This window comes from Parvularcula marina (genome assembly GCF_003399445.1).
Taxonomy (GTDB): Bacteria; Pseudomonadota; Alphaproteobacteria; order Caulobacterales; family Parvularculaceae; genus Parvularcula; species Parvularcula marina.
On the sequence record NZ_QUQO01000001.1, the window covers coordinates 927,478 to 951,919 of the forward strand.

The following is a 24,442-nucleotide window of genomic DNA, read 5'->3' on the forward strand; positions in this document are numbered from 1 at the left end:
CATGCAATGCCGGGGGTCACAGCCATTGCAGAAGAGAAATTTTGCGATGCGCGCCGTTCACTCCCATATTATGGTTAAGCAGAGCGGGGTGGCCCAGGACTTATGCGCAAGATCGATTTCTCCCTTATCCTGAAACTGGGCGTGCTCAGTCTCATTGTCGGGACTGTTCTGGCCGTCATGAATTTCGATCCCCTGCGGTTCTGGGAAGGCATCTGGGATGCGCTGATCGATGGCGTGGAGTTCATCTTCGGGCGCGGTCTCGACGGGCTGATGGCGGCGGGCCGCTACACCCTCCTCGGCGCGATGGTGGTCATTCCGATCTGGCTGATCTCGACCATTTTCAGCCGCCGGAAAAAATCGGTCTCGAAGGTGGAAAAGACTGACACCTAAGCGTCAGTCCACGCAGAGATCGCAATTGCCGCAGGCATCCCGCGGCTCTTCGCCGAAATAGCGCAGGAGTTCCGCGCGGCGGCAAAGATCAGTCTCGCAAAAGGCGACCAGCGCATCGAGACGCCGGCGCTCAACCCGTTTGACCTTATCGGGTGCGTCAGACCCATCGATCAGACGACGCCGTGCGATCAGGTCACCAATGCCGAAAATCAGATGGGCCTCGGCCTCGCGGCCGTCCCTGCCCGACCGGCCAATCTCCTGATAATAAGCCTCAAGACTGGCGGGAAGGTCACGGTGAATGACGAAGTCGATATCCGGCTTGTCGATACCCATGCCAAAGGCGACGGTTGCAACAACCGTCATATTCTCTGCACTGATGAAACGTTCGAGAATGGAGAGCCGCTCTTCTTCGGGCAGACCCGCATGATAGGCCGCGACATTGAAGCGCGCGCCGGCAAGACGCTGGGTGACCAGCTCGACGCTCTTTCGCGTGCGGCAGTAAACTATCCCGCATTTGCGCCGGTATCGACGCATCAGGGTCATCAGCACACGGTCATCCCGCTCGCGCTCTGCGACATTCAGCGAGATATTGGGCCGGTCAAACCCCTGCCGGATCAGATCCGCATTGCCTTCAAACAGCGCCTGCAGGATATCCTCCCGCGTCTCAGGGTCAGCGGTCGCGGTGAAGGCCGCCACCGGCACGTCCGGCCAGACTTCCTTGAGCCGGCCAAGCTGGCGGTATTCGGGTCGGAACTGATGCCCCCATTGCGAAACGCAATGCGCCTCATCGATCGCAATCAGGCTGAGATCCTGCCGCCTAAGCGCGCCGAGCATCCGGCCAGTCATCAGTCGTTCGGGCGACATGTAGAGGAGCTTGAGCTCTCCTGCTGCCGCGGCCTTCCAGTCGGCGACATTTGCCTCCCGCTCCCGGCCTGAATGGATCATGCCCGCGGGAATGCCCTTCGCCCGCAAGGCCGCAATCTGGTTCTCCATCAGCGCGATCAGCGGCGAGATGACGACCGTCAGGCCCGGCAGAAGAAGCGCCGGCAATTGATAGCAAAGCGACTTGCCCGCCCCTGTCGGCATCAGGGCCAGCACATTCCGCCCGGCCAGAATGGCGTTGATCACCTCTTCCTGCCCCTCGCGGAATCCCGCATGGCCGAGGGCTGCGAGCGCTTGGTCAGGGCCGGTCTGGGTCTCGGAGAGAGAGGCGGTGGCGGACAAGGGCCCTGACTTTCGGTTGGGACTGAGAACTTTATCTTCCAGCGTTGAGATGATTCGCCCCTACCGGGGGAGATTGACGCGCGAGGACTCGCCCCTGAAAAAGACAACCGAATCACAAAGACCACACCCGCAGGAGCTGCCATGATTGCCCCCTCTCCGATCCAGATCGATCCGGCCCTTTTCGGCGAGGACGCCATCGCGCCGCAGACAGCCGCCCTCAATGATGCCGTTGAGAAAATGCTGTCGGAGCTGCCGACCATCATGGAAGTTGGACCGGAGAAAGTACGCGCCCGGCGGCGCGAAGGAACAGGCGGGCCGCTCGATGTGCAGCCCGCGCATGAAATCGCCAGATGGGAGACGGCAAGTGACGGCGAGCGGGAGGTCCCGGTACGGATCTTCCATCCCGGCGGCGATCTCAAAGGGTTCTATCTGCATATTCATGGCGGCGGCTGGACGCTTGGGTCCGCGGACGCACAGGACCAGACCCTCGCGGCGCTCGCCCAGAAACTTTCCATCGGGATCGCCAGTGTCGAATACCGTCTGGCCCCGGAGCACCCCTGGCCCGCGCCTGCGGATGACTGTGAGACGGCAGCCTTGTGGCTAATGCGTGAGGCGGAAAACCTCTTCGGCACAAAGAAAGTTGTGATTGGCGGGGAAAGCGCCGGAGGGCATCTATCTGCCGTCACCATCCTGCGCCTGCGGGACCGGCATGGCATGATGCCCTTTGCAGGCGCCAATCTGATCTATGGCAATTATGACCTCAGCGCCCTGCCCTCCATGCGAAACTGGGGCGAGCGCAATCTGATCCTCAATACACCCATCGTCTATTACTTCCGGGATCAGTTCCTGCCGCCGGACCGTTTCAGCGAAGCTGATTACCGCGACCCGGAGATCTCTCCCATGTACAAAGACCTGAACGGTCTGTGCCCGGCGCTTTTCACGATTGGCACGATGGATCCTCTGCTCGATGACAGCCTGATCATGTCCGCCAAATGGCTGGCGGCCGGGAACCCATCCGAGCTGGCGATCTATCCCGGCGGCATCCATGTCTTTGACATGTTCCCCGACCTCGGCATCGCGAAAGAGGCCAATGCGCGCATGGCCGAGTTTATTTCGGACGCCCTCGCGGCCGCTTAATCGGGCGCGTCCGTTTCCTCTGCCAGCTGACGAATTGCTGCGAGGAGATCCGCCTTGGGCAGCGCCCCCTCGAACCCCGCGGCTTCATTGATGATGAAGCCGGGCACACCGGCAAGCCCGCCCCCGCGCAGCTCTGCTGCCTCCTGCCGGACGGCATGGCGATCCTCTGACGTGGCGAGCCGCTGGCGGATTTCGTCCTCATCGAGCCCGGCGGCGCTGGCGATCTGGGCCAGCACATCGGGTCGGCTGACATCCTCGCCATGCTGCCAATAAGCCTCGAACAGCCCGGCCACCACCTCATGTGCGAGCCCTTCCTCGGCTGCCCACCGAATCAGCCGGTGCGAATCAGTCGTGTCAGGCAGCCGCGAGGGGGTTTCGGGGTCAAAGGACAGGCCGACATCCTGCATTGCATCAACCAGCGCCTTTTTCGACGCGAGACGCACTGCCGGATCGGGAAATTTGCGCGCCAAGGTTGATTCGCGGTCCCTTCCTTCCGGCGGGCACTCGGGATCGAGGCGATATGGACGAAAACGCACGTCTAACGTGTAATCAAATGAAAGGGCCATTAGGGCCCAGTCCAAACCCCGAAAACCTATGTAACACCAAGGACATACTACGTCCAAGACGATGTCTAGTGTGAGCTTTTTCCGGGAAGTGGTCATGCGCTATCCCTTTTCTTTCTTGTCATTTTCGGTGATGATTACCCCATAATAGTGAGTGACTTCGATGGGGTAGACACGTTCTGCCTGTATTGCCTGCGATGAGGGAGGCGTGAATGTCGCAACAAGCGGAACAGGTGAAGACCAGCATGGGCGGCTGTGATCATAACGACGAGTCCCTTACGCGGAACGAAAAGCTGGTCGTCGATGTCCTCAGCCGTGAGGATGGACCGATGAAAGCCTATGAACTGCTCGCCGCCCTCAAGGACAAGGGAGTTAAAGCCCCGATGACGGTCTATCGCGCGCTCGACCGGCTCGAAGCCAAGGGCCTGGTCCACAAGCTCGACGGCATCAACGCCTTCGTCATCTGCAATCATGATGAGCCCCACCGCGTCCAGATTTTCCTGATCTGCACCAATTGTTCTCATGTCGAAGAGGTTCGCGAGCATGATGTCGCCAACCTCGACTGGAACACGATCAGCAAGCTCGGCGATCCCATCGGCTTCAAGGCGGAAGCGACGCGGATCGAAGTTCGCGGCACCTGCGCCAAATGCCAGGAAACCTGACGGCTCCTCCTGCCGCTTAGCTGTACCAGCCAGCCTCGTATTCTGCCTCCGCGCCCTCTTCCCATTCTTTCATGGCGGGATGATCGAGCATGGCTTTGTAGTAGGTCTCTGAGGATTGAGGCATGTTCAGCGGCCCAAAGGGGCGTATACGGTACATGACAGGCGCATAGAACGCATCGGCGATCGTGAACTCCCCGAAGAGATATGGCCCCTCCCCGCCGAATTTGTCGATCGTCTCATCCCAGAGGTCGAAGATACGATTGAGATCATTCTGCACGGCTTGAGGGACAAGGACACCTGCATCTTTCGTGATGGCATCCATGGGCCAGATCGTGCGCAGGTTTGAAAAGCCCGCATGCATTTCTGCAGTGATCGTTCTTGCATGAGCCCGCGCCACGCGGTCTTCCGGCCAGAGCGCATTTTCGGGATGTTGTTCCGCGAGGTATTCAGCAATGGCGAGACTGTCCCAGATGGTAAGGTCGCCATCCTTCAGCACAGGGACCAGCCCAGCCGGTGAATGCGCAAGGATCTGCTCGCGTGTATCCTTTTGCCGGAACCTGACATTTGCTTCCGTAAACGGAATATCGAATGCCTTCATCAGAAGCCATGGCCGGAGCGACCAGGAGGACAGCGCCTTGTTGCCGATAACGAGCGTGTAACTCATTCTACCTCTCCCTTGAGAAAAGCTGCGATCCATTTGCCCATCAGGGCACGATCGGTGTGATGGCTGAAGCCTGCCCGTGCAAGCGCAACCCGCTCGGCCGGGATGATATTTTCTCTTATCGCCAGCAGTGCTTCTGCAAACTCATGATCAAACTCAGGATGCATCTGAAAAGACAGCATGCGTCCTTGCCTATATCGGATGACCCCGTTCGGACAGAAGGCGGAGCCGCCGATCCGCTCGGCCTCTTCCGGGAGGGAGACGACCTGATCCTGATGCGAGACGACGCATGCGATGCGCGCAGGATCACCGGGCGCACGCGCCGCGTCGGTCAGCTCATATGTGTGCACGCCTACCCCCCAGCCAAACGCCGATTTCTCAACCCGCCCGCCCATGGCATGCGCCATCAACTGGTGACCAAAGCAGATCCCGATGACAGGCTTACCCGAAGACGCCCAGTCGCGGACGGCATCTGCGAGCGGCGCGATCCAGGGTAGATCCTCATAAACTCCCGCTGGTGAGCCCGTGATCAGAAGGGCATCCCCCTCATCCGGGGCCGGCGCCTGATCTCCGCTGAAAACACGAGCCACGCTGGCGTCGACATCGAGACCCGCCTTGGACAGCATCGCCACCATCATGTCGGGATAGTGGTTATGCGTCGCGGGCAGGTCCATTGGCGGAATGCCGGTTTCGGCAATGACGAGCTTCATGATAGGTATTTCTCCCGGCGGCGTAGAACGCCGTCCCTGCCGCAAACTGAGGAGCCCGTCGATGGCTGAACACATTCTGGAAACGCTGGAAAGCGGTGTCCTTCATCTGCGCTTCAACAGGGAAGATAAAAAGAACGCCATCACGAATGAGATGTATGCGGCGCTTGCTTCAGGCTTCGCGCGGGCCGCCGAGGATGACGACGTCCGCGCGGTCATGCTGGAGGGCGGAGACGAGATCTTCACGGCCGGCAATGACCTCTCCGCCTTCGCAGGCGCACCGAACCTGACAGGCGATGAGAAGCCGCCCGTCTGGCAGTTCATCGAGAATGTCGCTAACTGCCCTGTCCCGGTCGTCGCTGCCGTCAGCGGGCTTGCCATCGGCATTGGCTCGACGATCCTGCTTCATTGCGATCTGGTCTATGCGGATGATTCCGCCGTCTTCCACATGCCCTTCACGGATCTCGCGACCGTACCGGAAGCAGGTGCAAGCTATATCCTGCCGCGCCGGTTCGGACGGCAGATCGCCGGTGAATTCCTGCTTCTGTCGGAGAAAGTCAGTGCCCGGCGGGCCTATGACATGGGGCTCGTCAACGAAGTCATCCAGGGCGATGTGCGCCTGCACGCGAAACTTGTCGCGGAGCGGCTGGCCGAGAAGCCGCCGAAAGCGCTGCAAAAAGCCAAGGCGCTCATGTTCGGCAAACAGAAGGCCCTGCACGAGCATATCCCGGTTGAGATGGAGGCCTTCGCCAAATGTCTTCAGTCGGAGGAAATGCAGGCCGTCATCATGAAGATGATGATGAAGAAATGACGGCCTGCTAATTTGCGATCTATTTGATTTCGAAAGTCACGCTAACACTGGCGGAAAGAGAACTCTCGCCAGCCTCAATCGGCGTTGCAGAATCAGCCGCTTCCATCCGGGCCATGGCAACAGGCCGCGGCCGTGAATAGCCCGACACAGACAGGGTCATCACCCGGCCGAGTGTGACGCCAGCTTCGTCCGCGACGATCTCTGCTGTTTTGCGGGCTTCACGAACGGCGGCGCGTTTGGCTTCTTCTTCCAGCTCTGTCTGGTCCTGGAAACCGAATTGCAGGCCACCCAGATTATTGGCCCCTGCCGAAACGGCGGCATCGATCGTCGCGCCGACCTTGTCGATATCCCGCAGGCGGACAGACAGTGAATTGTTCACAGAATAGCCGACGATCTTGCGCTCATCGGACGTGCTCGAATTCCGGTTATAGGGCGCATAGACGGGATTAAGGGAAAAGTTCGAGGTCTGCATATCCCGGGCCGCAATGCCCAGTTCCCGCAGCCTGTTGCGCACAGCCGTCATTGCCTCGGCATTGGCTTCCATCGCCTCACCAGCCGTCTTGCCCTCGGCGACCACGCCGAACTGCATCATCGCTAGGTCAGGGGTTCCATATGCCTGGCCTTCACCGCTGACGGACAGCGTGCGGGGGGCTTCGGCGGATTGATCCTGAGCATCGGCGTCAGAACAGGCCATCACCATCACCGGCAACAGCAGGAAAGCAAGCATACGCATAAAGTGGTTCTCCCATGGTCATGCCCTGCTCCTATCATGCAGCCTTGTGACGGCAATTGGGCAGGATCATATCTTTTGGTCCATGTCGGCGGCGGCATTCCCGCAGCAGGCACCGACAGGTTTCGCCGGCACCCCGGCAACCGTGCAGTAAGGTTTGACGCTTTCAAGGACGACCGAGCCTGCCGCGATCTTCGCGCCGTCACCGATCTGGATGTTCCCTAGCACCTTGGCCCCGGCAGAGATCAGAACGCCATTGCCGACTTTCGGGTGACGGTCATCGAGATCCTTGCCCGTCCCGCCGAGCGTGACATCATGCAGCATACTGACATTATCGCCGACCCGCGCTGTCTCGCCGATCACGATGCCATGCGCATGGTCGAGAAACAGCCCCTGCCCCAGATGGGCGGCGGGGTGGATATCAATCGTCCACAGCTCCGACATGCGCGACTGGAGATAAAGCGCGAGCGAATTGCGCCCCTCCAGCCACAGCGTGTTCGCGATGCGCTGCGACTGGATGGCATGAAAGCCTTTGAAATAAAGGAAGGGCTGGACGTAATCCCGGCAGGCCGGATCGCGCTCGAAATAGGCATTGATGTCGGCAACGGCGGCATCGACCAGCTCGTCATGCTCTTCATAGGCATTGGTCGCGACTTCCCGCCACTGCATCGCGCTCATCTGAGCGTCAGCCAGCTTCTCGGCAAGCCGATAGCTGAGCGCAGCGGAGAAGCTGCCATGGTGCAGGATCGTTGCGTTCAGGAAGGACGCGAGCACGGGCTCGGACGCCGCAGCCGTTGCCGCCTCCAGCCGCATTCGCGACCAGATCGAGTCAATCGCCACGGGGAAAATCACCGGCGCTTCGCTTTTGGTCTGAGCTGACATCAGAGCCCTCTCCATATCATGTCGAAACGCCGGGAAGGCCCTTCAGTGCTGACAAGATGAGGTCTCTTGGCCGCTCGGGCAAGAGGGCCAATTGTGCTTTAAGAACAGCTCGTTCGACCATCAGTATTGTTAAGGCGTCGGTGACCTCTCCGGCCAGGATTTCCGCGATCAGGACGCTGAGCGGAATACGGCGCTGTTCAAGGATTTCGTCCGCATCTGGGGCAGCCTTTCCCGCCTCAAGCCCCCAGGCAAGATAGTAATAGGCATATTCATCGGTCACGGAATTGGAGAGCTGCGCTTCACCCAGTGGCAGAATATGCTCGGCTGTCAGCCCCGTTTCTTCGCGGAGCTCGCGCAGCGCAGCCGCCTCAGGCGCCTCTCCTTTCGGGCAGCCGCCTTCGGGCAGCTCCCATGAATAGGCATCGAACGCGAAGCGGTGCTGGCCGACGAGCATGGTCGTGCCGTCCTCAAAAAGCGGCAGAACGCCCGTCGCCAGATTGGCAAAACGGACGATCCCGTAAATGCCGTCACTACCGTCCGGCCGCGTCACCTCATTGTGCTCAACCCGGATCCACGGATTTTCGTAGCCCGTGGTAAAGTCATTGATCTGCCATGGACCGTTTTGACGGCTCATTCGGCATTTTCCGGCGTGAGGCGAACTGGCAGCGGCATCTGGCAGAGGTCGATATAGCCCGGGCGGTAATAGAAAAACTCCGATGCCCGCGCAGACCGCGCTGTGATCAGCTGGCGGAAGGTTTCGGACGACGTGTCCATATATTCAAGGTCGATGCGATCTTCCGAGGGGATCTCGCTTTCAAGCCGGATGGATTTGATTTCCGTCCAGGTCGCTTCGTCAGCATTAACCCCGCCATCACCGAAATTTCCGCGCGGCAACGCCTGGATCGCATCCATGCCATAAATCACCCGGCCAAAGACGGTGAGGTTCCGGTCAAGATATCGTTGCGGCTGGATCGTGATGTAGAATTCCGTTGAGGCCGTATCGCGTCCGACATCCCGCCCGAACGCGAATGCCCCCGTGCAATGCGCGAGCCAGACCGTTTCGGTTTCAGCGTCACGCCCTGCTGGCATGCCGTCCGTATACCCGGCTTCCGCCGCATAGCCATCGGCAAAGCCAAGCGGCGTGAAGGTAAACCCTTCCGGCGCTGTCTCTTCGAATTCCGCTGTCAGGCTATCCTTTGCGGACCCTTTATCCTTTTCACCGGAGGCGTCACCGCCCTGCGCAACAAAGCCATGCACAACCCGATAGAAATGAAGGCCATCATAGTAATGCTCTCGAGCAAGCGTCTTCACCTGCTCGACATGACCTTGCGCAAGATTTGAGGATAGCCGGACGACGGCTGTGCCTTTCTCCGTCTCGATATAGATGAGCTGATCAGGGTCCGGATCGAGCCAGATCTCCTCGGGCGCCGCCTCCATGATCTCGCCGACGGTAGGCCCGAGTTTCTCCGCCTCATCAGCAGCAAAAAGAGACAAAAGGGCAAGAATGCTCAGCATGGGGATCTAGCTCCGGCTTTCAAGTTGGGATTTGAGATAGGGATGAAGCGGCACGCCCTGGTCTTTCGCCATGGTCATGAGCTGCCAGTAGCCGCGGAAGATATCGGGGATGTGCAGCTCCTCGCCATTCCTGACGAAATAGACGCCGACCCGGCCATTATAGCCCGTGCCGCCGATTTCGGTCCAATACCAGAAATTGCTGGCCCCCAGCTTTCGCCAGCGCACGCCGTCATCATTATATTTGATCTGTAAGCAGACATAGCGATGGAAGGCTGAAATCAGGACGAAGGCAAGGAACAAGCACCCCGCGACACCGAGCGGCAGTAGGACCCAATTCCGAACACTCAAGATGACCCAGCCCGCACCCGCAATCGCAACGCCGCCAGCGACGAGCCCAAAGAGACCCAACATGCGCAAAAGGATCGACGGCTTAACCGGGACAAACCCATCCACACCGGCTTGCGTCTGTCGGCTCAGCCCCGGCACGAAAAACCAGAAGACCGGTATACTGATCAATGCGACCAGTAGAAACGCAATCGTGCGAAATTCTTTCTCCCCCAGAGATTCCAGCACGCCGCTATCCCCTGCCCCTATATGGCTGCACCCCGGTTTCGGGGACATAGAGACCGTCAGGCGGATCGCCGGTCTGATAAAAAACGTCAATCGGAATACCGCCCCTCGGATACCAATAGCCCGAGATCCGCAGCCAGCGGGGCTTCACCGCCGCAATGATGCGCTTGGCGATATCGATGGTGCAGTCTTCATGAAAGGCGCCATGGTTCCGGTACGAACCAAGCAAAAGCTTGAACGACTTTGATTCAACGAGATGCGCATCCGGACAGTAATCGATCACGAGATGCGCAAAATCGGGCTGTCCGGTCACCGGGCAGATCGAGGTGAATTCCGGCGCCACGAAACGGGCGAGATAATTCACATCCGGATGCGGGTTCGGCACGGGATCGAGCTTCGCCTCTTCTGGCGAAGATGGCAGCGCCGCGTCACGGCCAAGAAGGGTGGTTTCAGGGGAATTGGTCATATGAGATACGTCTCGCCTATCCCGGGCCCGCCCGCAAGCTGGCTAGTCGTCGTTCGTCCCGTCCAAAGGCAAAGGATATTCTTCGTAGTTCTCGGGGTCCTGACGCTTGAACATCTTGCTCGCCAGAAAGGCAAAAAGGATCAGGACGGCAACGCCCGCCAGAACAAAGAGCAGCACTGTGGAGGGATCACCGCTTTCGGTACTGGTAGCTGCTGACGCAGCCAGAAGATTAAACAGCATTGAGGCTCTCCTCCTTAGAAAGGCGACCTCAAGCTATACCAGCCGAGCCTTAAAGCCCAGACGATGCTACCGCTTACGAGGGAGAGGGACTGGAATGATCGGTTCGTCCGAAAGCTTCCGGCGCGGCCGGAGCATTTTCGAGGCGACATATGCGGAAAGGATCAACGCCCCGACAAAGGCGAAGATGAAGACCACCGCGCTATCTTCAGACACGGCCTCGTATTGCGCATGGGCGGTCCCCAATTGCGCAGCCAGGACAGCGAATATCATCGCCATCCGCTCTATGCGGGTATCTCGTTTCATCATTCATCTACCGACGTACATATGGGGATGCATATGCCCATCAGCAAGTATGAATGTTGCGCCGCAGCATGAATTTCAGGTGATGAAAAACGCTCCTCATCAGCCCCGAGCGGCGCACCGACTTGAATGCAGTCGCTATGCTCGTGCCGCTCTCGGCAAGCAGGCAGGGCCAGCGGGCTCGAACTGCTTATAGGTCAGAATGAACTCCTGATGCCCCAACTCTTCGGAGGCTGTACGCTTACCGCCCGCAACCGACTTTACGAGCTCGAAAATTTCCGCGCCGACCTCGTCCAGAGTCGTGCGACCTTCAAGGATCGCGCCCGCATCGACATCCATGTCACCGGAAAGTTTTCTGTACGTATCCGGATTAGCGCAGATCTTGATGACCGGCGAAATGGCGGAGCCGACAATCGACCCCCGCCCGGTCGTAAAGAGGGTGACATGCGCCCCGCACGCCATCAGCTCCACAATCTCCGCATTGTCAGAAATATTCGGGAAGCCGAATCTCGGCTCGCCATCGGGCACGACATCCAGAAGGTACAAACCGCCGGACGGCGGATGATCGCCCGGTTTCAAGAGGCCACTAATCGGAGAAGAGCCGGACTTGGCATAAGCGCCCATCGACTTCTCCTCGATGGTCGTTAATCCGCCCTCGGCATTTCCGGGCGCAAAACTACCGAAACCGAGAATACTGTAATAGCGCTCCGCTTTATCGACCGCAGCGACGATCTCCTGACCGAGCTCAGGCGTGACCGCTCTATCCGCCATGATGACCTCGCACCCGATCAGCTCCCCGGTTTCCTCAAAGAGACAGGCGGCCCCTTGCTCAACAAGCCGATCAAAAGCCCGGCCGACCGCCGGGTTGGCGGTAATGCCGCTGGTGCCGTCAGAACCGCCGCAGATGGTGGCAACGACAAGTTCACTGATATCCATCGGCACCGTGTCGATGGCCGATGCTTCACGCAAATGACGGACAGCCTCGACGCCGGTTTCTATCGACGAACGCGTACCACCTGCCTCCTGAATCACAAGCATATCAACCGGCCGGCCCGATTCTTCGATGTATCGTTTCAACGCCGATCGATGGAAACTCTCACACCCAAGAGATACGAGAAGCACGCTTCCGACATTCGGGTGGGTACAGAGGGACTGCATCATGTTGAAGGCGTATTTGTTCGGAAAACAGCCCGGGAACCCTATCAGATGAACATCCGTGTCATTCGCATTCGTCACAATCGCCCGCGCGACGTGATGGGCGCATTCGACCAGATAAGCGACGAGCGTGACATTGCGGATGCCTTTGCGACCGTCCTGACGAGGATACCCTCTCATACATGCCCCTCATCAATTGTATCGCGGTCATGGGTTTTGATATAATCAGACTGAAGATTATGTGAATGTACGATTTCACCAGTGGTGACTTTATCGGTCAGCGACCCTATTGGCGCGCCATGTTTGAGAATCCGCGTACCGGAACTCAAATCCTTTCTGGCAAGCTTATATCCCGTCGACACCATCTTCGTCATGACTATCGCTCGCCCACCCACTTCGATTACATCACCCTCGAGAATTTCACGCTTCACAATCACTACATTATCATCCGGGTGAAGCAGGATAATTTTGTCAGCCAACGGTTGATTATTTAAAGCCATCATACTTTTCCGTCAAAAATTGCGTCTCCACGAGAAGGTCCACTTCCCTCTGCGGATAGCAACACGGCCCATAAAAATGTGGGCTCCATACCTTCTAGCAACCTAACCATTGAATTTTAAACTGAAATTTTCAACCAAAGACTTTGCAGTGAAGATGACCTATCAAGGATAGAAAACTTATTGATGGGAGGAAATAGAATGTGGAAGACCATAACGGCCCTCACAGCCATCACGATACTGACGGCTTGTGGTGGTTCCAAAGACGCATCAAGTTCTCCCGAAGCTGAAGAGCCTCAAAACGCGCAATATACTGTTTCTAAGCTTGGCATTACGGTGACGCCTTCTGCATCAGACGCGGGCATGGTACGGCTGGAAGCCATTTCTGATACGATCTTTCGTGTCACAGCTGCCGCGCCGGGCGATGATTTCCATCGCGCCAAAAGCCTCATGATAGATGGCGATGCCGGATCGGTCCCATTCGAGACTGAGATCGTTGATGGAGCGGTTCGGCTTTCAACCCAAGAACTCACCGCAGCTGTTAGACTTGAAGATGGGAAGGTCACTTTCTTGACGGCTGATGGGGAGGAGCTTCTCGCCGAGAACCCGTCGCGAAATTTTACGCCGACCATCATAGAAGGTAAGGATTTCTTCCGTATCCACCAGACATTCGCATCCGATCCGGATGAAGGGTTTTACGGACTAGGCCAGCACCAGAATGGCCAGATGAATTTCAATGGCGAGGATGTTGAACTTGCCCAGCACAATATCTCTATCGCCATGCCTTTCCTTGTTTCGACGGGCGACTACGGCATTTTGTGGGATAATAATTCGATCACCAGATTCGGTGATCCTCGTCCCTATAAAGGTCTTGGCGAATCCCTGATTGTGAGGGGAGCTGACGGCAGTGAAGGCGGCCTGACCGGCATCTATTTCAAGAATGGCGAGATCGTCGCGGAAACGCGCGAAACTGATCCCGATTATCAGTTCTTGCCACCCAACCAGTTCGAAACTGGACAATCCGTGCGCGATGTGTTCCCGGCGCCACTTGTCACAACCTCACCTGATCTTGTCACCTGGGAAGGATCTATCGAATCTGATGTAGACGGAACGCATAAGTTCAGGGTTTATGGCAGCGATTACGTCAAAGTCTGGGTTGATGGCGAGCTGGTTGTCGACCGCTGGCGCCAGAACTGGAACCCATATTACTTCAACTTCACCGCCTCCATGACCGCAGGAGAACCAATCGACATCAGGGTCGAATGGACCGGAAATGACGGTTATTTCCGTATGCTGCATCTTGACCCGATGGACACCGCTGCAAACAAGCAGCTCTCGCTTTCTTCAGAAGTTGCAGATGTTATCGACTATTACTTCATTCATGGCGAAAACATGGATGACGTCATCGCAGGCTATCGCGAACTGACAGGTAAATCCGTAATGCTGCCGAAATGGGCATACGGTTTTTGGCAAAGTCGCCAACGGTACACCACGCAAACAGAACTCCTCGACGCTCTTCAAGGGTATCGTGATCGGAACATTCCGATCGATAATATCGTTCTGGACTGGTTCTATTGGCCAGAAGATGCCTGGGGGTCTCACGAGTTCGACGCCTCACGTTTCCCTGATCCGAAAGCCATGGTCGAGGCAGTTCACGTCATGAATGCAAGGATCATGATTTCGGTCTGGCCTAAATTTTATCCGACGACCGAGAATTTTAAAGAGCTAGATAAGAAGGGCTATATCTCTCGGGGCAATCTTGACGCAGGCGCCCTCGACTGGGTCGGGCCTGGGTATCTTAATGCCTTCTACGATCCTTATCCTGAAGAAGCCCGGAAGATATTCTGGCGACAGATGCAAGAGAATCTCGATATTCTGGGCTTCGACGCTTGGTGGATGGATGCAACCGAACCCGATATGCACTCCAATCTGGAACATGCCGAACGCGCTAAACGCATGACTTCTAAACGCGGTTCGGGAGAGGAGTATTTCAACTCTTTCGCCCTGCCCAATGCCCGCGCTGTCTATGAAGGAGAGCGCACCGGTGCCGATCCGAACAAACGTGTCTTTATCCTGACCCGTTCCGCTTTTCCCGGCCTTCAACGCTATGGTGCCGCTGCATGGAGTGGCGATATCGTTGCCCGCTGGGACGATCTGCGCGAGCAAATTTCCGCCGGGGTCAATATGAACATGGCGGGGCTCTCAAACTGGACGTTTGATATCGGTGGATTTTCCGTTGAAGCGCGCTACACGACTGAAGACCCTGCCCACCTCGAAGAGTGGCGGGAGCTGAATTTGCGATGGTTCCAGTTCGGATCATTCGCACCACTGTTCCGCAGCCACGGCGAGTATCCTTTCAGGGAGATCTATAACCTCGCAGAAGAGGGCTCGGAAGTTTATGAAAGCCTCGTTTATTACGATCGGCTTCGCTATCAGCTCATGCCCTATATCTATACGATGGGAGCGGATCTCTTCCATGAAGATGGCACGATGATGCGCGGCCTCGTCATGGATTTCGAAAACGACCGCACCAGTTGGGATATAGCTGACCAATATATGTTTGGTGACGCGTTTCTCGTCAGCCCGGTTCATGAATTCAAGGCCCGCACTCGCCGGCTCTATCTGCCCGCTGGGGCCGACTGGTATGACTTTTATACTGGAGAGAATCTGGATGGTGGCCAGTGGATTAAGGCCGCAGCGCCCCTCTCCCGCATGCCGCTGCATGTGAAAGCGGGGTCGATTGTCGCAACGGGACCCGTCATTCAGTACACAGGCGAAAACCCCGACGCACCGATTACGCTTTATATCTATACCGGTGCAGATGGCGAGACGCATCTGTATGAAGATGACGGCACATCATATGACTATGAGAGAGGCGCCTATTCTTCCATACCCCTGCATTGGAATGATGAAACTGGCACACTGACAATTGGTGCGATCACTGGTCCTTTCCGTGTCGCAGAAACGCGTACATTCAATGTGAAATGGGTTGTCTCCGTCGGTCAGGACGGCTTTTCTGAGGATGCAGAGGCTGATGAGACTGTGACATATTCCGGAGAAGAGATCACGATCACTCGCTGACACCGCAATGCTGGAGAGGGCAGGCTTTATTTCGGTCTTGTTCAGGGGAGAGTTTACATCAACCTCCCTCCCTCTTTCAGTCCGGCCAGTGCTGACGCCAGCTCGATCCCTTGTATCTGACAGACTCTATGCCATGAAAGGGAGTTTCAAAAATATAAAGCCCCCCTGACAGTGGGTGTTCACTGAGCACGTCATCAGACAACTCGGTCCGCGCACTCGTGATGATGAGATGGTCAAGCCTCGGCCCACCAAACGCGACACAGGTCGGCTGGGGACATGAAATCTTCAATGACAATTCCAGCTCGCCAGACGGCGAATATCTGTGCACTCTTGAACCGCCCCATAGGGCCGACCAGTAATACCCCTCCGCATCCGTCATACCACCATCTGGAGAGGCGTCTTCGATCGAGAGCCAATCAGCGAACGGCCCCGGCTCGCCGGTGGCCTTGTTAAAACTCGCCCTCGACACTTTCCCTGTCGGCGAGTCAGCAAAGTAAAGCTCACTTCCATCTGGCGACCAGGCCAAGCCATTCGATATCCGTATACCGCCCATTACCGGGACAAGCTTCTCGTCCACATCGACCCGGTAAAGCGTACCGGATGCCAACTCGCCTCCCTCATTTTGTCCTTCCACCATGGAACCAACCCAGAACCGCCCCTGAGGGTCGGTACGGCCATCATTCAGCCGCACCCCCTTCCCTGCAAGTGCATCGGGACGATCAAGCCATTCCGTCCGGCCTGTCTCCGGCTCGAAATAGGCAAGCCCTTCATCAAAGGCCGCGAGCAGGACAGCGTCCGTTCCCTCCACAAAGGAAAAGGCAGTTAGTCGCGCCGGTGTCCTGAAGGACGTGACACCATGATCATCCCAATTGAACCGGTAGAGCCGCATGGACAGAATATCCGCCCACCACACAGTCTGGTCGGAGGCGCGCCAGAGCACGCCTTCGCCAAGTTCGTTGCCGACATCGATGACTTCAATGAGGTCGGACCGGCGCATGCCTACCACCAATATCCGTAGAGGCCGAAAAGCATCAGGGTAATGATGACTGCGCCGATATTAAAACTGGTCCCGGTTCTGAAGCTGATACCCGCCAGATCGACGACTTTCTCCTCGCTTTGCTGTTTTTGAAGGAAGGAGACGACGACACCGATCACCATCGCCAGAAGGAAGACCACGCCGACCCGGTCCATAAACGGCATATCGGGGAAGAGATTTGGCCACAGAGCGGACAGCGCGACGGATGAAATCACGGCCGCAAGGCCGCCAATCTCGGTTGCCCGTTTCCAGAACATGCCAAGCGTGAAGATCGCAACGATGCCGGGGGTCACGAGGCCCGTCCAGTTCTGGATCTTTTGGAAGACCTGATCCGCCGACCCGAGCAATGGAGTCGCCATGAAGAGCGCTGCCACCAGCGCACCAAAACTCACGATACGGCCTGTTGTCACAAGCCGCTGTTCGGAGGCGTTCTTCATAAAGAGCGGTTTCATCAGATCCATCGTGAAGATGGTCGAAATGGAGTTCATCATTGAACCGATCGAAGAGACGATGGCCGCAACGAGCGCTGCGAAAATCAACCCTTTAATACCGACCGGCGCAAAACCCATCATGGTCGGATAGGCCTGATCTGATCGCTCAAAAGCGGGGACTGTTCCATTCGCCACAAGATACGCCGCTGCAATCCCGGGAATGACGATGATGAAAGGCATCAGCATTTTAAGGAAGGCAGCGAACAGGATACCCGACTGCGCTTCCTTGATATCCTTTGCGCCAAGTGCCCGCTGGATGATGTACTGATTAAATCCCCAATAGGATATGTTCATGATCCACATCCCGCCGAGCAATACGCCAATGCCGGGAAGGTTCTTGTATTCAGGATTATCCCGTGAAAGGATCATGTCGAACTTGCCAGGCAGCTCACTCATCAGCACACCAAAACCATCGACCGGACTGCCCGTGCTGCTGATCTGACCAAGCGCGATCCAGCTAATCAGGATACCCCCAAAGACGAGCAGGACTACCTGAATAATATCGGTGAGCGCGACCGCCTTCAGCCCGCCATAAAGTGAATAGGCCGCTGCAAACGCGCCCAGCGCCATCATCCCATGGAACATGGAAAGACCGGTAAGGGTGTTGATGGCCGTCGCGCCAAGCCACATGATGGTGGTGAGGTTCACAACCGTATAAAGAACGATCCAGAAGACACTCATCACATATTTGACTGACGGGCCGAACCGGCTCTCTAGGAATTGCGGCATGGTATAAATGCCGCGCTTGAGGAAAATCGGTAGCGCGAATTTCCCGACAAGAATGAGGGTGATGGCGGCCATCCATTCATAGGAGGCGATGGCCATGCCGACCGCAAAGCCCGACCCCGACATGCCGATGATCTGCTCAGCCGAAATATTGGCAGCGATTAGAGAGGCGCCAATTGCCCACCACGGCAATGCCTTGCCCGCGAGGAAATAATCCTCAGTGTCCTTCTTATGGCCAGCCTTTTCCCGCGATACCAGTGTAGCGATTACCACCAGTGACAAGGCGTAAATGCCCAGCACCACATAATCGAGTGTTTCCAAGCCCATTTCAGCTTCCCCTCTGAATAAACTTTACCGCCTCAACCAAAGCGGCTGTATTTTGTGCAACCTGTTCCGGTGTATCCCCGGGTTTGTAGAGCTCACTACCGATGCCGAAACCTGCGGCGCCTGCATCGAACCATGATTGTATATTGCTGGCCCCGACGCCGCCGACCGCAAGGACGGAGATGTCTTCTGGCAGAACGGCCATCATGGCTTTCAGTCCAACCTCCCCGATCGTTCCTGCCGGGAACAGCTTCAGGAACTCAGCCCCCGCCTCGATGGCCGTAAAGGCATCAGTGGGCGTGAAAATGCCCGGCATTGGAATCATGCCGTGGCCGAGAACTGCTTTTATAATCTCGGGATTGGTATTCGGCGCGACGGCGATCTGACCACCGCAAGCTGCCACACGTTCAGCATCAGACACCGTCAAGACAGTCCCCGCACCGATGATCGCGACCTCGCTGTACCGGGTAGCCAGTTTTTCAATACTCTCAAAAGCGGATGGCGAATTGAGTGGGACTTCGATGATCCCAACGCCGTTTTCGATTAGGGCAGCGGCAACATCTTCCACCTCGGACGGGGTCACGCCGCGGAGGATCGCAACAATCGGCATCTCCGCCATATGCTCTTTGAGCCGATCAACCGGCATGGCTGAGTCCTCCCCGTTGCGCGATCGCCCAGAGACCGGCAGTGGCCGCGAGCTCTGCATCGAGCGTTTGCGCTTTGATATCGAAGGCTTCGAGCGCGACTTCATATCTGCGTTGCAGATGGGGAGCGCCGATCAAGGTGACGCTATCGACGTCACTGCCATCTCTCATGGCCTGCAGGGCGCCTGAGATATCTGCGCCAATGATAAGGCCCGAGAGACGCTCAGCCGCGCTGGTCACATCTTCTGCATCCAGCACTTGCCGTGCCCGGACGGAAAAAATGTCATGGACAAGAGAGCCATTATTCTGGGCTGTTACCACCGCTTCCAGGAAACTGCTGCCCGGCTCAACGCCCAATTCCACATCGATGGGAATGATAACGCCGGATTGTCGGAAGCCCGCGAACAGCTCCCCCGCGACACTAGTCAGAAAGCCGGTGACAATACCGCCCTCAACCCTCACCCATTTCGTGTGCGTACCCGGAATGACCACAAGATGCGCGCCCTCCCGCCGGAGAGGATCGAGTGCCAGCCAGCCGGCAATCTCGGTTTCCTCCCCCCGCATGACATTCGGTGCGCCATCTTCATTGCGGCATGACATACCCGGAACGATGTATATGTGCGCATCCCGGCACTGCATTGAATGGCATTCGAAGAATGGCGTGGACGGACAAGCGACATAAGGAACATCAACCCAGCCAATTGTGGACCCCACCATGCCGGCCAGCAGGATATCTTGCGATATACCCTCATCCAGCCACGGTTCTACCAGATCAAAGACGACACGCTCGAAGTCTTCCCTGTTGATCTTGGCCGCCCCCGGCCCGGAGAGACTGTCCTGTATATTCGGAACGGGGGCCCCTTCATCGCCAGTCATGCGCCAGAGAGTCAGATGCGTGGTGCCCCACATGCCGCAAATGAGATCTCCCGGCACGGACATATCAGACGCGCCCCGTATCAATGATGAAGTGCTGACTGGTGATCATCTCACTGTCATCCGCCGCCAGAAACAGGCCGAGCTTAGCGACATCCGGCGCAAGGATTGTTTTCTTGAGAGGCACAGTGTTTTGCCAGTTCTGAGCCTCTTCATCCGTGTACCAAAGCCGCTTCTGCCGTTCCGTAATCACCCAGCCGGGAAGGATCGCATTCACCCTGATATTGTCTGGCCCGAACTCATTGGCGAGGGATTTCGTCATGCCCAGCAGCGCAGCCTTCGCCGTTGCGTAGCCCGACATGTTCGGTAGGCCGAGCAAGGGCGTAATCGAACTCATGATAATGACTGAGCCGCCACCTGCTTTTTTCAGCTCTGGCACCGCCGCCTGAACGGCAAAGAATGCAGCATCCAGATTGACGGCCATGCAGCCGCGCCATTCCTCCTCAGTCACATCAAGCGCGGCCTGCCTCGTGTCATTGGCGACGTTCGAGACGAGCACATCGAGGCGTCCAGTTGCTTTTGCGAAATCGCTTATTGCCTGCTTGAGCGTCGGCACGTCCGTGACATCGAGCTTGCGAAACCATGGCATAGAAAGTCCTGATGCCTTCATCTGCTCACAGAGCGCATGACCAGCCTCCTCATCGTAATCGACGAACCCGACTGTCATCCCCTGTTGCAAATAAGCTTCCACAAACGCCGCCCCGATGCCGCTTGCCCCGCCCGTGATGAACACGGACTGGTCTTTCAGGCTCGGATATATGGTCAGCGCCGTCATGGTCAGTGCGACTCCCTTTTGACTTCATCGCCGCTTCCGCCAACGAGGAAATCGAGATCACATCCCTTGTTCGCCTGCTGCACATGATTTGTATAAAGATGGACATAGCCGCGTGTGGAATGTTCTGTCGGACCTGCCCATCGCTCACGGCGCTTAGCCAGCTCTTCATCGCTGACGAGCAGTTCCAGCCTCCGGCCCGGGCCATCGAGCAGAATCTCGTCACCCGTTTCAACGAAGGCCAGCGGTCCGCCCGCCTCGGCTTCAGGAGACACATGAAGGACGACCGTCCCGAATGCGGTCCCGCTCATCCTTGCATCAGAAACACGGACCATGTCCCGCACTCCTTTTTTGAGAAGCTTCTCAGGCAGCGGCATGTTGCCGACCTCCGGCATCCCGGGATAGCCTTTGGGCCCACAGCCCTTCAGCAGCAGGACAGAATTTTCATCCACCTCAAGGTCGGGATCATCAATACGCGCCTTGAATTCCTCGATATTCTCGAAGACGACCGCCTTTCCCCGATGCGATAGCAGTTCCTTCGTGGCCGCACTCGGTTTGATCAGTGCACCGTCAGGTGCAAGGTTGCCATGCAGCACCCACATACCCGCATCCTCTTTGATCGGATTATCGAGGCTCGCGATGACTTCCGCATTATAGACGCCCGCACCGTCGAAAATCTCGCCAACGGTTCGTCCTTCGACAGATTTCGCTCCGACATGCAGCCTATCCTTCAGGACATTCATCAACGCAGGCAGACCGCCGGCATAATGTAGATCCTCCATCAGATATTCGCCCGAGGGCTGAATATTGGCGAGCAAGGGAATGCCTTTTCCGACCTTGTCAAAATCCTCAAGCGTGAGCTCCACCCCGACCCTGCCAGCGAGTGCCAGCAGGTGAATCACGGAGTTCGTCGAACCGCCAATCGCGGCATGAACCATGATCGCATTTTCAAAGGCTTCACGAGTGAGAAAACTCGACAGGCGCTGATCGGACTTCACTAATTCGACAATACGCCGCCCACTGATATGGGCCATCGCCTGACGGCGCGCATCAACGGCAGGCAGCGTGCCATTATATGGCATCGCGACACCGAGCGATTCCGCGACAGCCGCAAAGCTCGATGCCGACCCCATCGTATTACAGAAGCCACGAGACCGGGACATGGCCGATTCAGCGGCGAAGAAATCTTCCTTGGTGATCTCCCCCGCCCGGACGGCTTCGGAAAGCCGCCAGACATCAGTTCCCGACCCAATATTCTTCCCACGGAACTTGCCGTTCAGCATCGGCCCTGAGGAAATGACCAGCGTCGGCAGGTCGACACTCGCCGCCCCCATCAACTGGCCGGGCGTGGTCTTGTCGCAGCCGCCGAGGAGCACAACGCCGTCAATCGGGTTCCCCCGGATCGATTCCTCAACCTCCATTGCGAGAAGGTTGCGGAACAGCATGGCGGTGGGCCGCATCTGGGTCTCGCCGAGCGACATGGCCGGAAATTCAAGCGGCAGGCCGCCGGCTTCCCAGACGCCGCGTTTCACATATTCAGCAATCTCCCGGAGATGCGCGTTACATGGCGTCAGCTCCGACCACGTATTACAGATGCCGATCACCGGCCGACCGTCAAAGACATCGTCGGGCAGGCCTTGCGCCTTCATCCAGCTGCGATGAATGAAGCCGTCGCGGTCAAGCTTGCCATAGCTGTGCTGGCTGCGCCGCGGTTTCACAGGCCGTTCGGAATTATCGTCCGCCATATCGTGTCGCTCCGGTCACGGAGAGTTCGTGGCGGCAAGCCTTTCCCGGCCCTCCCCCATCACGTCTCCGCCCCATGTCCTTTGTCTTTTTATCTTCGTTCAAGCGGCCACAGCCTCAGGTATGATGAATAGTACCTAATCACACATTGCCTGTCAGCAGCAACTCATCATCAGGCACTTCCGCATGGCTGCAGAAAATCCATCCATCATCGGCCAGACCGCAGAACCGCAAAAATAGAGGGTTCCAAGGGAGCGGGACATCGGAAAAGTGCAGCCATCATGCGCTTTTACCATCATATGATACTATGGTAGGACCTGAGGACATGACCTATCGGCCTCGAAACATTACCGACCAGATCGTCGACGAGCTCGGCTCCTCCATCGCCACCGGCAAACGTCCCGCGGGGGGCGCCCTGCCGACTGAGCAGCAATTGATCGAGGAATTCGGTGCCAGCCGCACGGTCCTTCGCGAAGCGATGAAAGTGCTATCGGCCAAGGGACTCGTCACCACCCGGCCGCGGCGCGGCACGATCATCGAGCCTGAGACAGAATGGAATTTGGCGGACCCGGACATTCTCAACTGGATGCTCAAGCGCAAGAATGTCCTGCCGCTGATGCTGGAATTCATAGACGTACGGCTGGCTATAGAGCCTGCTGCTGCCGCCCTCGCCGCCCGGCATGGCAGTCTTGAAGCCTATGACCGGATAGAAGCCGCCCTCGCCCGGATGAAGGATGCGACACTCGGGGATGACGATCCCATCCAGTCCGACATCGCCTTTCACGCTGAAATCCTCAAAGCCAGTGATAACCGGTTTTTCTGGAGCCTCCGGCACATGATTGAGGTGGCGCTTAAATTTTCTATCCGTATCACGAATAAACGCAAAGGCGTTGAGCGTGCGAGCTATGACGACCATAAACGGATCTATGACGCGATCTGCGCCCGTGATGCCGGGCAAGCCGAACAGCTGATGCGCGACATGCTGCTAGAAGCCAAAGCCCTTCTTTCAGAGGAAGTGACCCGCCTCGACAGCATGCAGGAAACCATGGCCTGAGTGCTTTATTCTTCCGGGTAGCGATAATCGGCCGAGAAGAAATCAAATCCGCTATGCGCGTTCATACCGTCATAGTCGAAAAAGGCAGCATTCTCCCAATGTGATCCTGTGCCCCAGCGCGTCGAGCATGAATTTGTGACCCAGGCCGGCTCCCAGTAGACAACACCCTGCCCGTCATTCGAAATGACCGTCTGCGTCAGGTCCAGGAGATATTGTTTCTGCCCCTCCAATGTAGCGGGATAGGCGTGGATAAGGGAGTCCTCTCCCAGAATATTCCCCGCTTCATCCTGCCCTTCGAGGGTCCATGGATAGGATGTTTCAACGACGATCACGCCTTTGCCGTATTTATGACGCAGACGGCTGATCGTCTCGCCCATCTCCTCCATATTCTTCGAGGACCATTTGGCGTAATAGCTCATGCCGATGAGGTCAAAATTCTCAAGCCCTGCCGCCATACCGGCCTCGAACCAAGGCTCGATATTCTCCGGCTGTGCAATATGCAGCATAATGAGAGGCGTTTTGCCCGCCTGACGGCCCGCTTCGCGTACGCCCCTGATGCCTGCATTGAGAAGGAGTGCATTGCGTTCCCAGTTGATCCCGGTGTCTTCTGGGACATTCGCGGGCAGCAGGATCTCCGTATTCGTTTCATTCCCGACCTGTACCATTTCAGGCATCAGACCCTGCTTGTTCAAAGTGAGGAGCGTGTCGCGCGTATAGACAAAGACAGCCTCCGCCAGTTCCTCATCGCTTTCGATATCGGCCCAGGCGGCAGGGATAATCTGATCGCCTGGGTCGGCCCAGTCATCCGAGTAGTGAAAATCGAGGAGGACTTCCATGCCTACCACTTGCGACCGGCGGATCGCTTCCGTCACATCAGCCAGTGTCGAATATTCTGTCCAGTCAGGTGTGTGCCACAGACGCAAGCGAACAAGATTGGCGCCTTTCTCGGCAAAGAGCTCGTATGGATCGACCTCCCTTCCATCATCGCGATAGACAGCACCGCAATCCTCCATCTCGTTCACGTATGACAGATCCGCGCCGAGATAGAGTCTGGTCTCCTCGGCTTGCCCGCCACATGAGACGAGGCACAATGCGGAAGAGGCAAGCAAAATAGACCGTATCATGATG

At 57.1% G+C, this 24,442-nt stretch carries 27 protein-coding genes; 6 read left to right on the top strand and 21 right to left on the bottom strand.

Annotated elements, in window-relative coordinates; translation table 11 throughout:
- Nucleotides 1-102: 102 nt before the first annotated feature.
- A complete protein-coding gene (locus DX908_RS04295) occupies nt 103-390 on the top strand; it encodes a DUF6460 domain-containing protein (RefSeq protein WP_116391200.1) in 288 nt (95 codons plus the stop codon).
- A gap of 3 nt (nt 391-393) precedes the next feature.
- Here the strand turns inward: DX908_RS04295 and DX908_RS04300 are convergent, their stop codons facing one another.
- Nucleotides 394-1,614 (bottom strand): RecQ family ATP-dependent DNA helicase, encoded by a 1,221-nt coding sequence (locus DX908_RS04300; RefSeq protein ID WP_116391201.1) that lies wholly within the window; start codon nt 1,612-1,614, stop codon nt 394-396.
- A gap of 141 nt (nt 1,615-1,755) precedes the next feature.
- Between DX908_RS04300 and DX908_RS04305 the strand changes: the two genes are divergently transcribed.
- Nucleotides 1,756-2,751 carry an alpha/beta hydrolase gene (locus DX908_RS04305; protein ID WP_116391202.1) on the top strand — a complete coding sequence of 332 codons (996 nt, stop codon included), beginning with the start codon at nt 1,756-1,758 and terminating at the stop codon, nt 2,749-2,751.
- On the opposite strand, the gene DX908_RS04310 is transcribed toward DX908_RS04305, so the two are convergent.
- Complete coding sequence (locus DX908_RS04310; protein WP_116391203.1) at nt 2,748-3,413, bottom strand: DsbA family oxidoreductase; 666 nt, start codon at nt 3,411-3,413, stop codon at nt 2,748-2,750. The two genes, DX908_RS04305 and DX908_RS04310, sit on opposite strands and share 4 nt — an antisense overlap.
- A gap of 113 nt (nt 3,414-3,526) precedes the next feature.
- Between DX908_RS04310 and DX908_RS04315 the strand changes: the two genes are divergently transcribed.
- Complete coding sequence (locus DX908_RS04315) at nt 3,527-3,976, top strand: Fur family transcriptional regulator (protein WP_116391204.1); 450 nt, start codon at nt 3,527-3,529, stop codon at nt 3,974-3,976.
- A 16-nt stretch (nt 3,977-3,992) separates the two neighbouring features.
- Here the strand turns inward: DX908_RS04315 and DX908_RS04320 are convergent, their stop codons facing one another.
- Nucleotides 3,993-4,640 (bottom strand): glutathione S-transferase family protein, encoded by a 648-nt coding sequence (locus tag DX908_RS04320; RefSeq protein WP_116391205.1) that lies wholly within the window; start codon nt 4,638-4,640, stop codon nt 3,993-3,995.
- Nucleotides 4,637-5,347 carry a type 1 glutamine amidotransferase gene (locus DX908_RS04325; RefSeq protein ID WP_158548487.1) on the bottom strand — a complete coding sequence of 237 codons (711 nt, stop codon included), beginning with the start codon at nt 5,345-5,347 and terminating at the stop codon, nt 4,637-4,639. The genes DX908_RS04320 and DX908_RS04325 overlap by 4 nt, the downstream gene beginning before the upstream one ends.
- 61 nt (nt 5,348-5,408) lie before the next feature.
- On the opposite strand from DX908_RS04325, the gene DX908_RS04330 reads away from it, so the two are divergent.
- The gene (locus DX908_RS04330) at nt 5,409-6,155 is read left to right on the top strand and encodes an enoyl-CoA hydratase-related protein (RefSeq protein ID WP_158548488.1); all 747 of its coding nucleotides are present in this window, start codon (nt 5,409-5,411) and stop codon (nt 6,153-6,155) included.
- A 19-nt stretch (nt 6,156-6,174) separates the two neighbouring features.
- Here the strand turns inward: DX908_RS04330 and DX908_RS04335 are convergent, their stop codons facing one another.
- From DX908_RS04335 to DX908_RS04380, 10 genes are all read right to left on the bottom strand, one after another.
- Complete coding sequence (locus DX908_RS04335) at nt 6,175-6,888, bottom strand: SIMPL domain-containing protein (RefSeq protein ID WP_116391207.1); 714 nt, start codon at nt 6,886-6,888, stop codon at nt 6,175-6,177.
- 66 nt (nt 6,889-6,954) lie between these two features.
- The gene (gene cysE, locus DX908_RS04340; protein WP_116392980.1) at nt 6,955-7,767 is read right to left on the bottom strand and encodes a serine O-acetyltransferase; all 813 of its coding nucleotides are present in this window, start codon (nt 7,765-7,767) and stop codon (nt 6,955-6,957) included.
- 16 nt (nt 7,768-7,783) lie between these two features.
- Nucleotides 7,784-8,401 carry an NUDIX domain-containing protein gene (locus DX908_RS04345; RefSeq protein ID WP_116391208.1) on the bottom strand — a complete coding sequence of 206 codons (618 nt, stop codon included), beginning with the start codon at nt 8,399-8,401 and terminating at the stop codon, nt 7,784-7,786.
- Nucleotides 8,398-9,282 carry a peptidylprolyl isomerase gene (locus DX908_RS04350; protein ID WP_116391209.1) on the bottom strand — a complete coding sequence of 295 codons (885 nt, stop codon included), beginning with the start codon at nt 9,280-9,282 and terminating at the stop codon, nt 8,398-8,400. The genes DX908_RS04345 and DX908_RS04350 overlap by 4 nt, the downstream gene beginning before the upstream one ends.
- Nucleotides 9,283-9,288: 6 nt before the next feature.
- Nucleotides 9,289-9,855 (bottom strand): hypothetical protein, encoded by a 567-nt coding sequence (locus tag DX908_RS04355; RefSeq protein WP_116391210.1) that lies wholly within the window; start codon nt 9,853-9,855, stop codon nt 9,289-9,291.
- Between the two features lie 4 nt (nt 9,856-9,859).
- Nucleotides 9,860-10,318, bottom strand: coding sequence for a preQ(1) synthase (gene queF / locus DX908_RS04360; protein WP_116391211.1), 459 nt, complete (start codon nt 10,316-10,318; stop codon nt 9,860-9,862).
- 42 nt (nt 10,319-10,360) lie between these two features.
- The gene (locus tag DX908_RS04365) at nt 10,361-10,558 is read right to left on the bottom strand and encodes a hypothetical protein (RefSeq protein WP_116391212.1); all 198 of its coding nucleotides are present in this window, start codon (nt 10,556-10,558) and stop codon (nt 10,361-10,363) included.
- A 66-nt stretch (nt 10,559-10,624) separates the two neighbouring features.
- Nucleotides 10,625-10,864, bottom strand: a complete 240-nt coding sequence (locus tag DX908_RS04370) for a hypothetical protein (RefSeq protein ID WP_116391213.1) — start codon at nt 10,862-10,864, stop codon at nt 10,625-10,627.
- Between the two features lie 132 nt (nt 10,865-10,996).
- Nucleotides 10,997-12,193 (bottom strand): UxaA family hydrolase, encoded by a 1,197-nt coding sequence (locus tag DX908_RS04375; protein ID WP_116391214.1) that lies wholly within the window; start codon nt 12,191-12,193, stop codon nt 10,997-10,999.
- Nucleotides 12,190-12,492 carry an SAF domain-containing protein gene (locus DX908_RS04380; RefSeq protein ID WP_199564577.1) on the bottom strand — a complete coding sequence of 101 codons (303 nt, stop codon included), beginning with the start codon at nt 12,490-12,492 and terminating at the stop codon, nt 12,190-12,192. The genes DX908_RS04375 and DX908_RS04380 overlap by 4 nt, the downstream gene beginning before the upstream one ends.
- Before the next feature lie 219 nt (nt 12,493-12,711).
- On the opposite strand from DX908_RS04380, the gene DX908_RS04385 reads away from it, so the two are divergent.
- Entirely contained in the window at nt 12,712-15,591 is a 2,880-nt protein-coding gene (locus tag DX908_RS04385) for a glycoside hydrolase family 31 protein (RefSeq protein ID WP_116391215.1), read from the top strand.
- 76 nt (nt 15,592-15,667) lie between these two features.
- On the opposite strand, the gene DX908_RS04390 is transcribed toward DX908_RS04385, so the two are convergent.
- From DX908_RS04390 to DX908_RS04415, 6 genes are read right to left on the bottom strand one after another with little or no spacing between them, the layout of a single operon-like run.
- Nucleotides 15,668-16,588, bottom strand: coding sequence for an SMP-30/gluconolactonase/LRE family protein (locus tag DX908_RS04390; RefSeq protein ID WP_116391216.1), 921 nt, complete (start codon nt 16,586-16,588; stop codon nt 15,668-15,670).
- 2 nt (nt 16,589-16,590) lie between these two features.
- A complete protein-coding gene (locus DX908_RS04395; protein ID WP_116391217.1) occupies nt 16,591-18,171 on the bottom strand; it encodes a sodium/sugar symporter in 1,581 nt (526 codons plus the stop codon).
- 1 nt (nt 18,172) lies between these two features.
- Nucleotides 18,173-18,814: a 2-dehydro-3-deoxy-6-phosphogalactonate aldolase gene (locus DX908_RS04400; RefSeq protein WP_199564579.1), complete on the bottom strand. Its 642-nt coding sequence runs from the start codon at nt 18,812-18,814 to the stop codon at nt 18,173-18,175.
- Complete coding sequence (locus DX908_RS04405; RefSeq protein WP_116391218.1) at nt 18,804-19,751, bottom strand: 2-dehydro-3-deoxygalactonokinase; 948 nt, start codon at nt 19,749-19,751, stop codon at nt 18,804-18,806. Before DX908_RS04405 ends, DX908_RS04400 begins: the two co-directional genes overlap by 11 nt.
- A gap of 1 nt (nt 19,752) precedes the next feature.
- Nucleotides 19,753-20,520, bottom strand: coding sequence for an SDR family NAD(P)-dependent oxidoreductase (locus DX908_RS04410; protein ID WP_116391219.1), 768 nt, complete (start codon nt 20,518-20,520; stop codon nt 19,753-19,755).
- A 2-nt stretch (nt 20,521-20,522) separates the two neighbouring features.
- The gene (locus tag DX908_RS04415; RefSeq protein WP_116391220.1) at nt 20,523-22,262 is read right to left on the bottom strand and encodes an IlvD/Edd family dehydratase; all 1,740 of its coding nucleotides are present in this window, start codon (nt 22,260-22,262) and stop codon (nt 20,523-20,525) included.
- A gap of 323 nt (nt 22,263-22,585) precedes the next feature.
- On the opposite strand from DX908_RS04415, the gene DX908_RS04420 reads away from it, so the two are divergent.
- Nucleotides 22,586-23,314, top strand: a complete 729-nt coding sequence (locus DX908_RS04420; protein ID WP_116391221.1) for a FadR/GntR family transcriptional regulator — start codon at nt 22,586-22,588, stop codon at nt 23,312-23,314.
- Between the two features lie 5 nt (nt 23,315-23,319).
- Here DX908_RS04420 and DX908_RS04425 read toward each other — a convergent pair whose 3' ends face one another.
- Nucleotides 23,320-24,438: a glycoside hydrolase family 53 protein gene (locus tag DX908_RS04425; RefSeq protein ID WP_158548489.1), complete on the bottom strand. Its 1,119-nt coding sequence runs from the start codon at nt 24,436-24,438 to the stop codon at nt 23,320-23,322.
- Nucleotides 24,439-24,442: the final 4 nt, after the last annotated feature.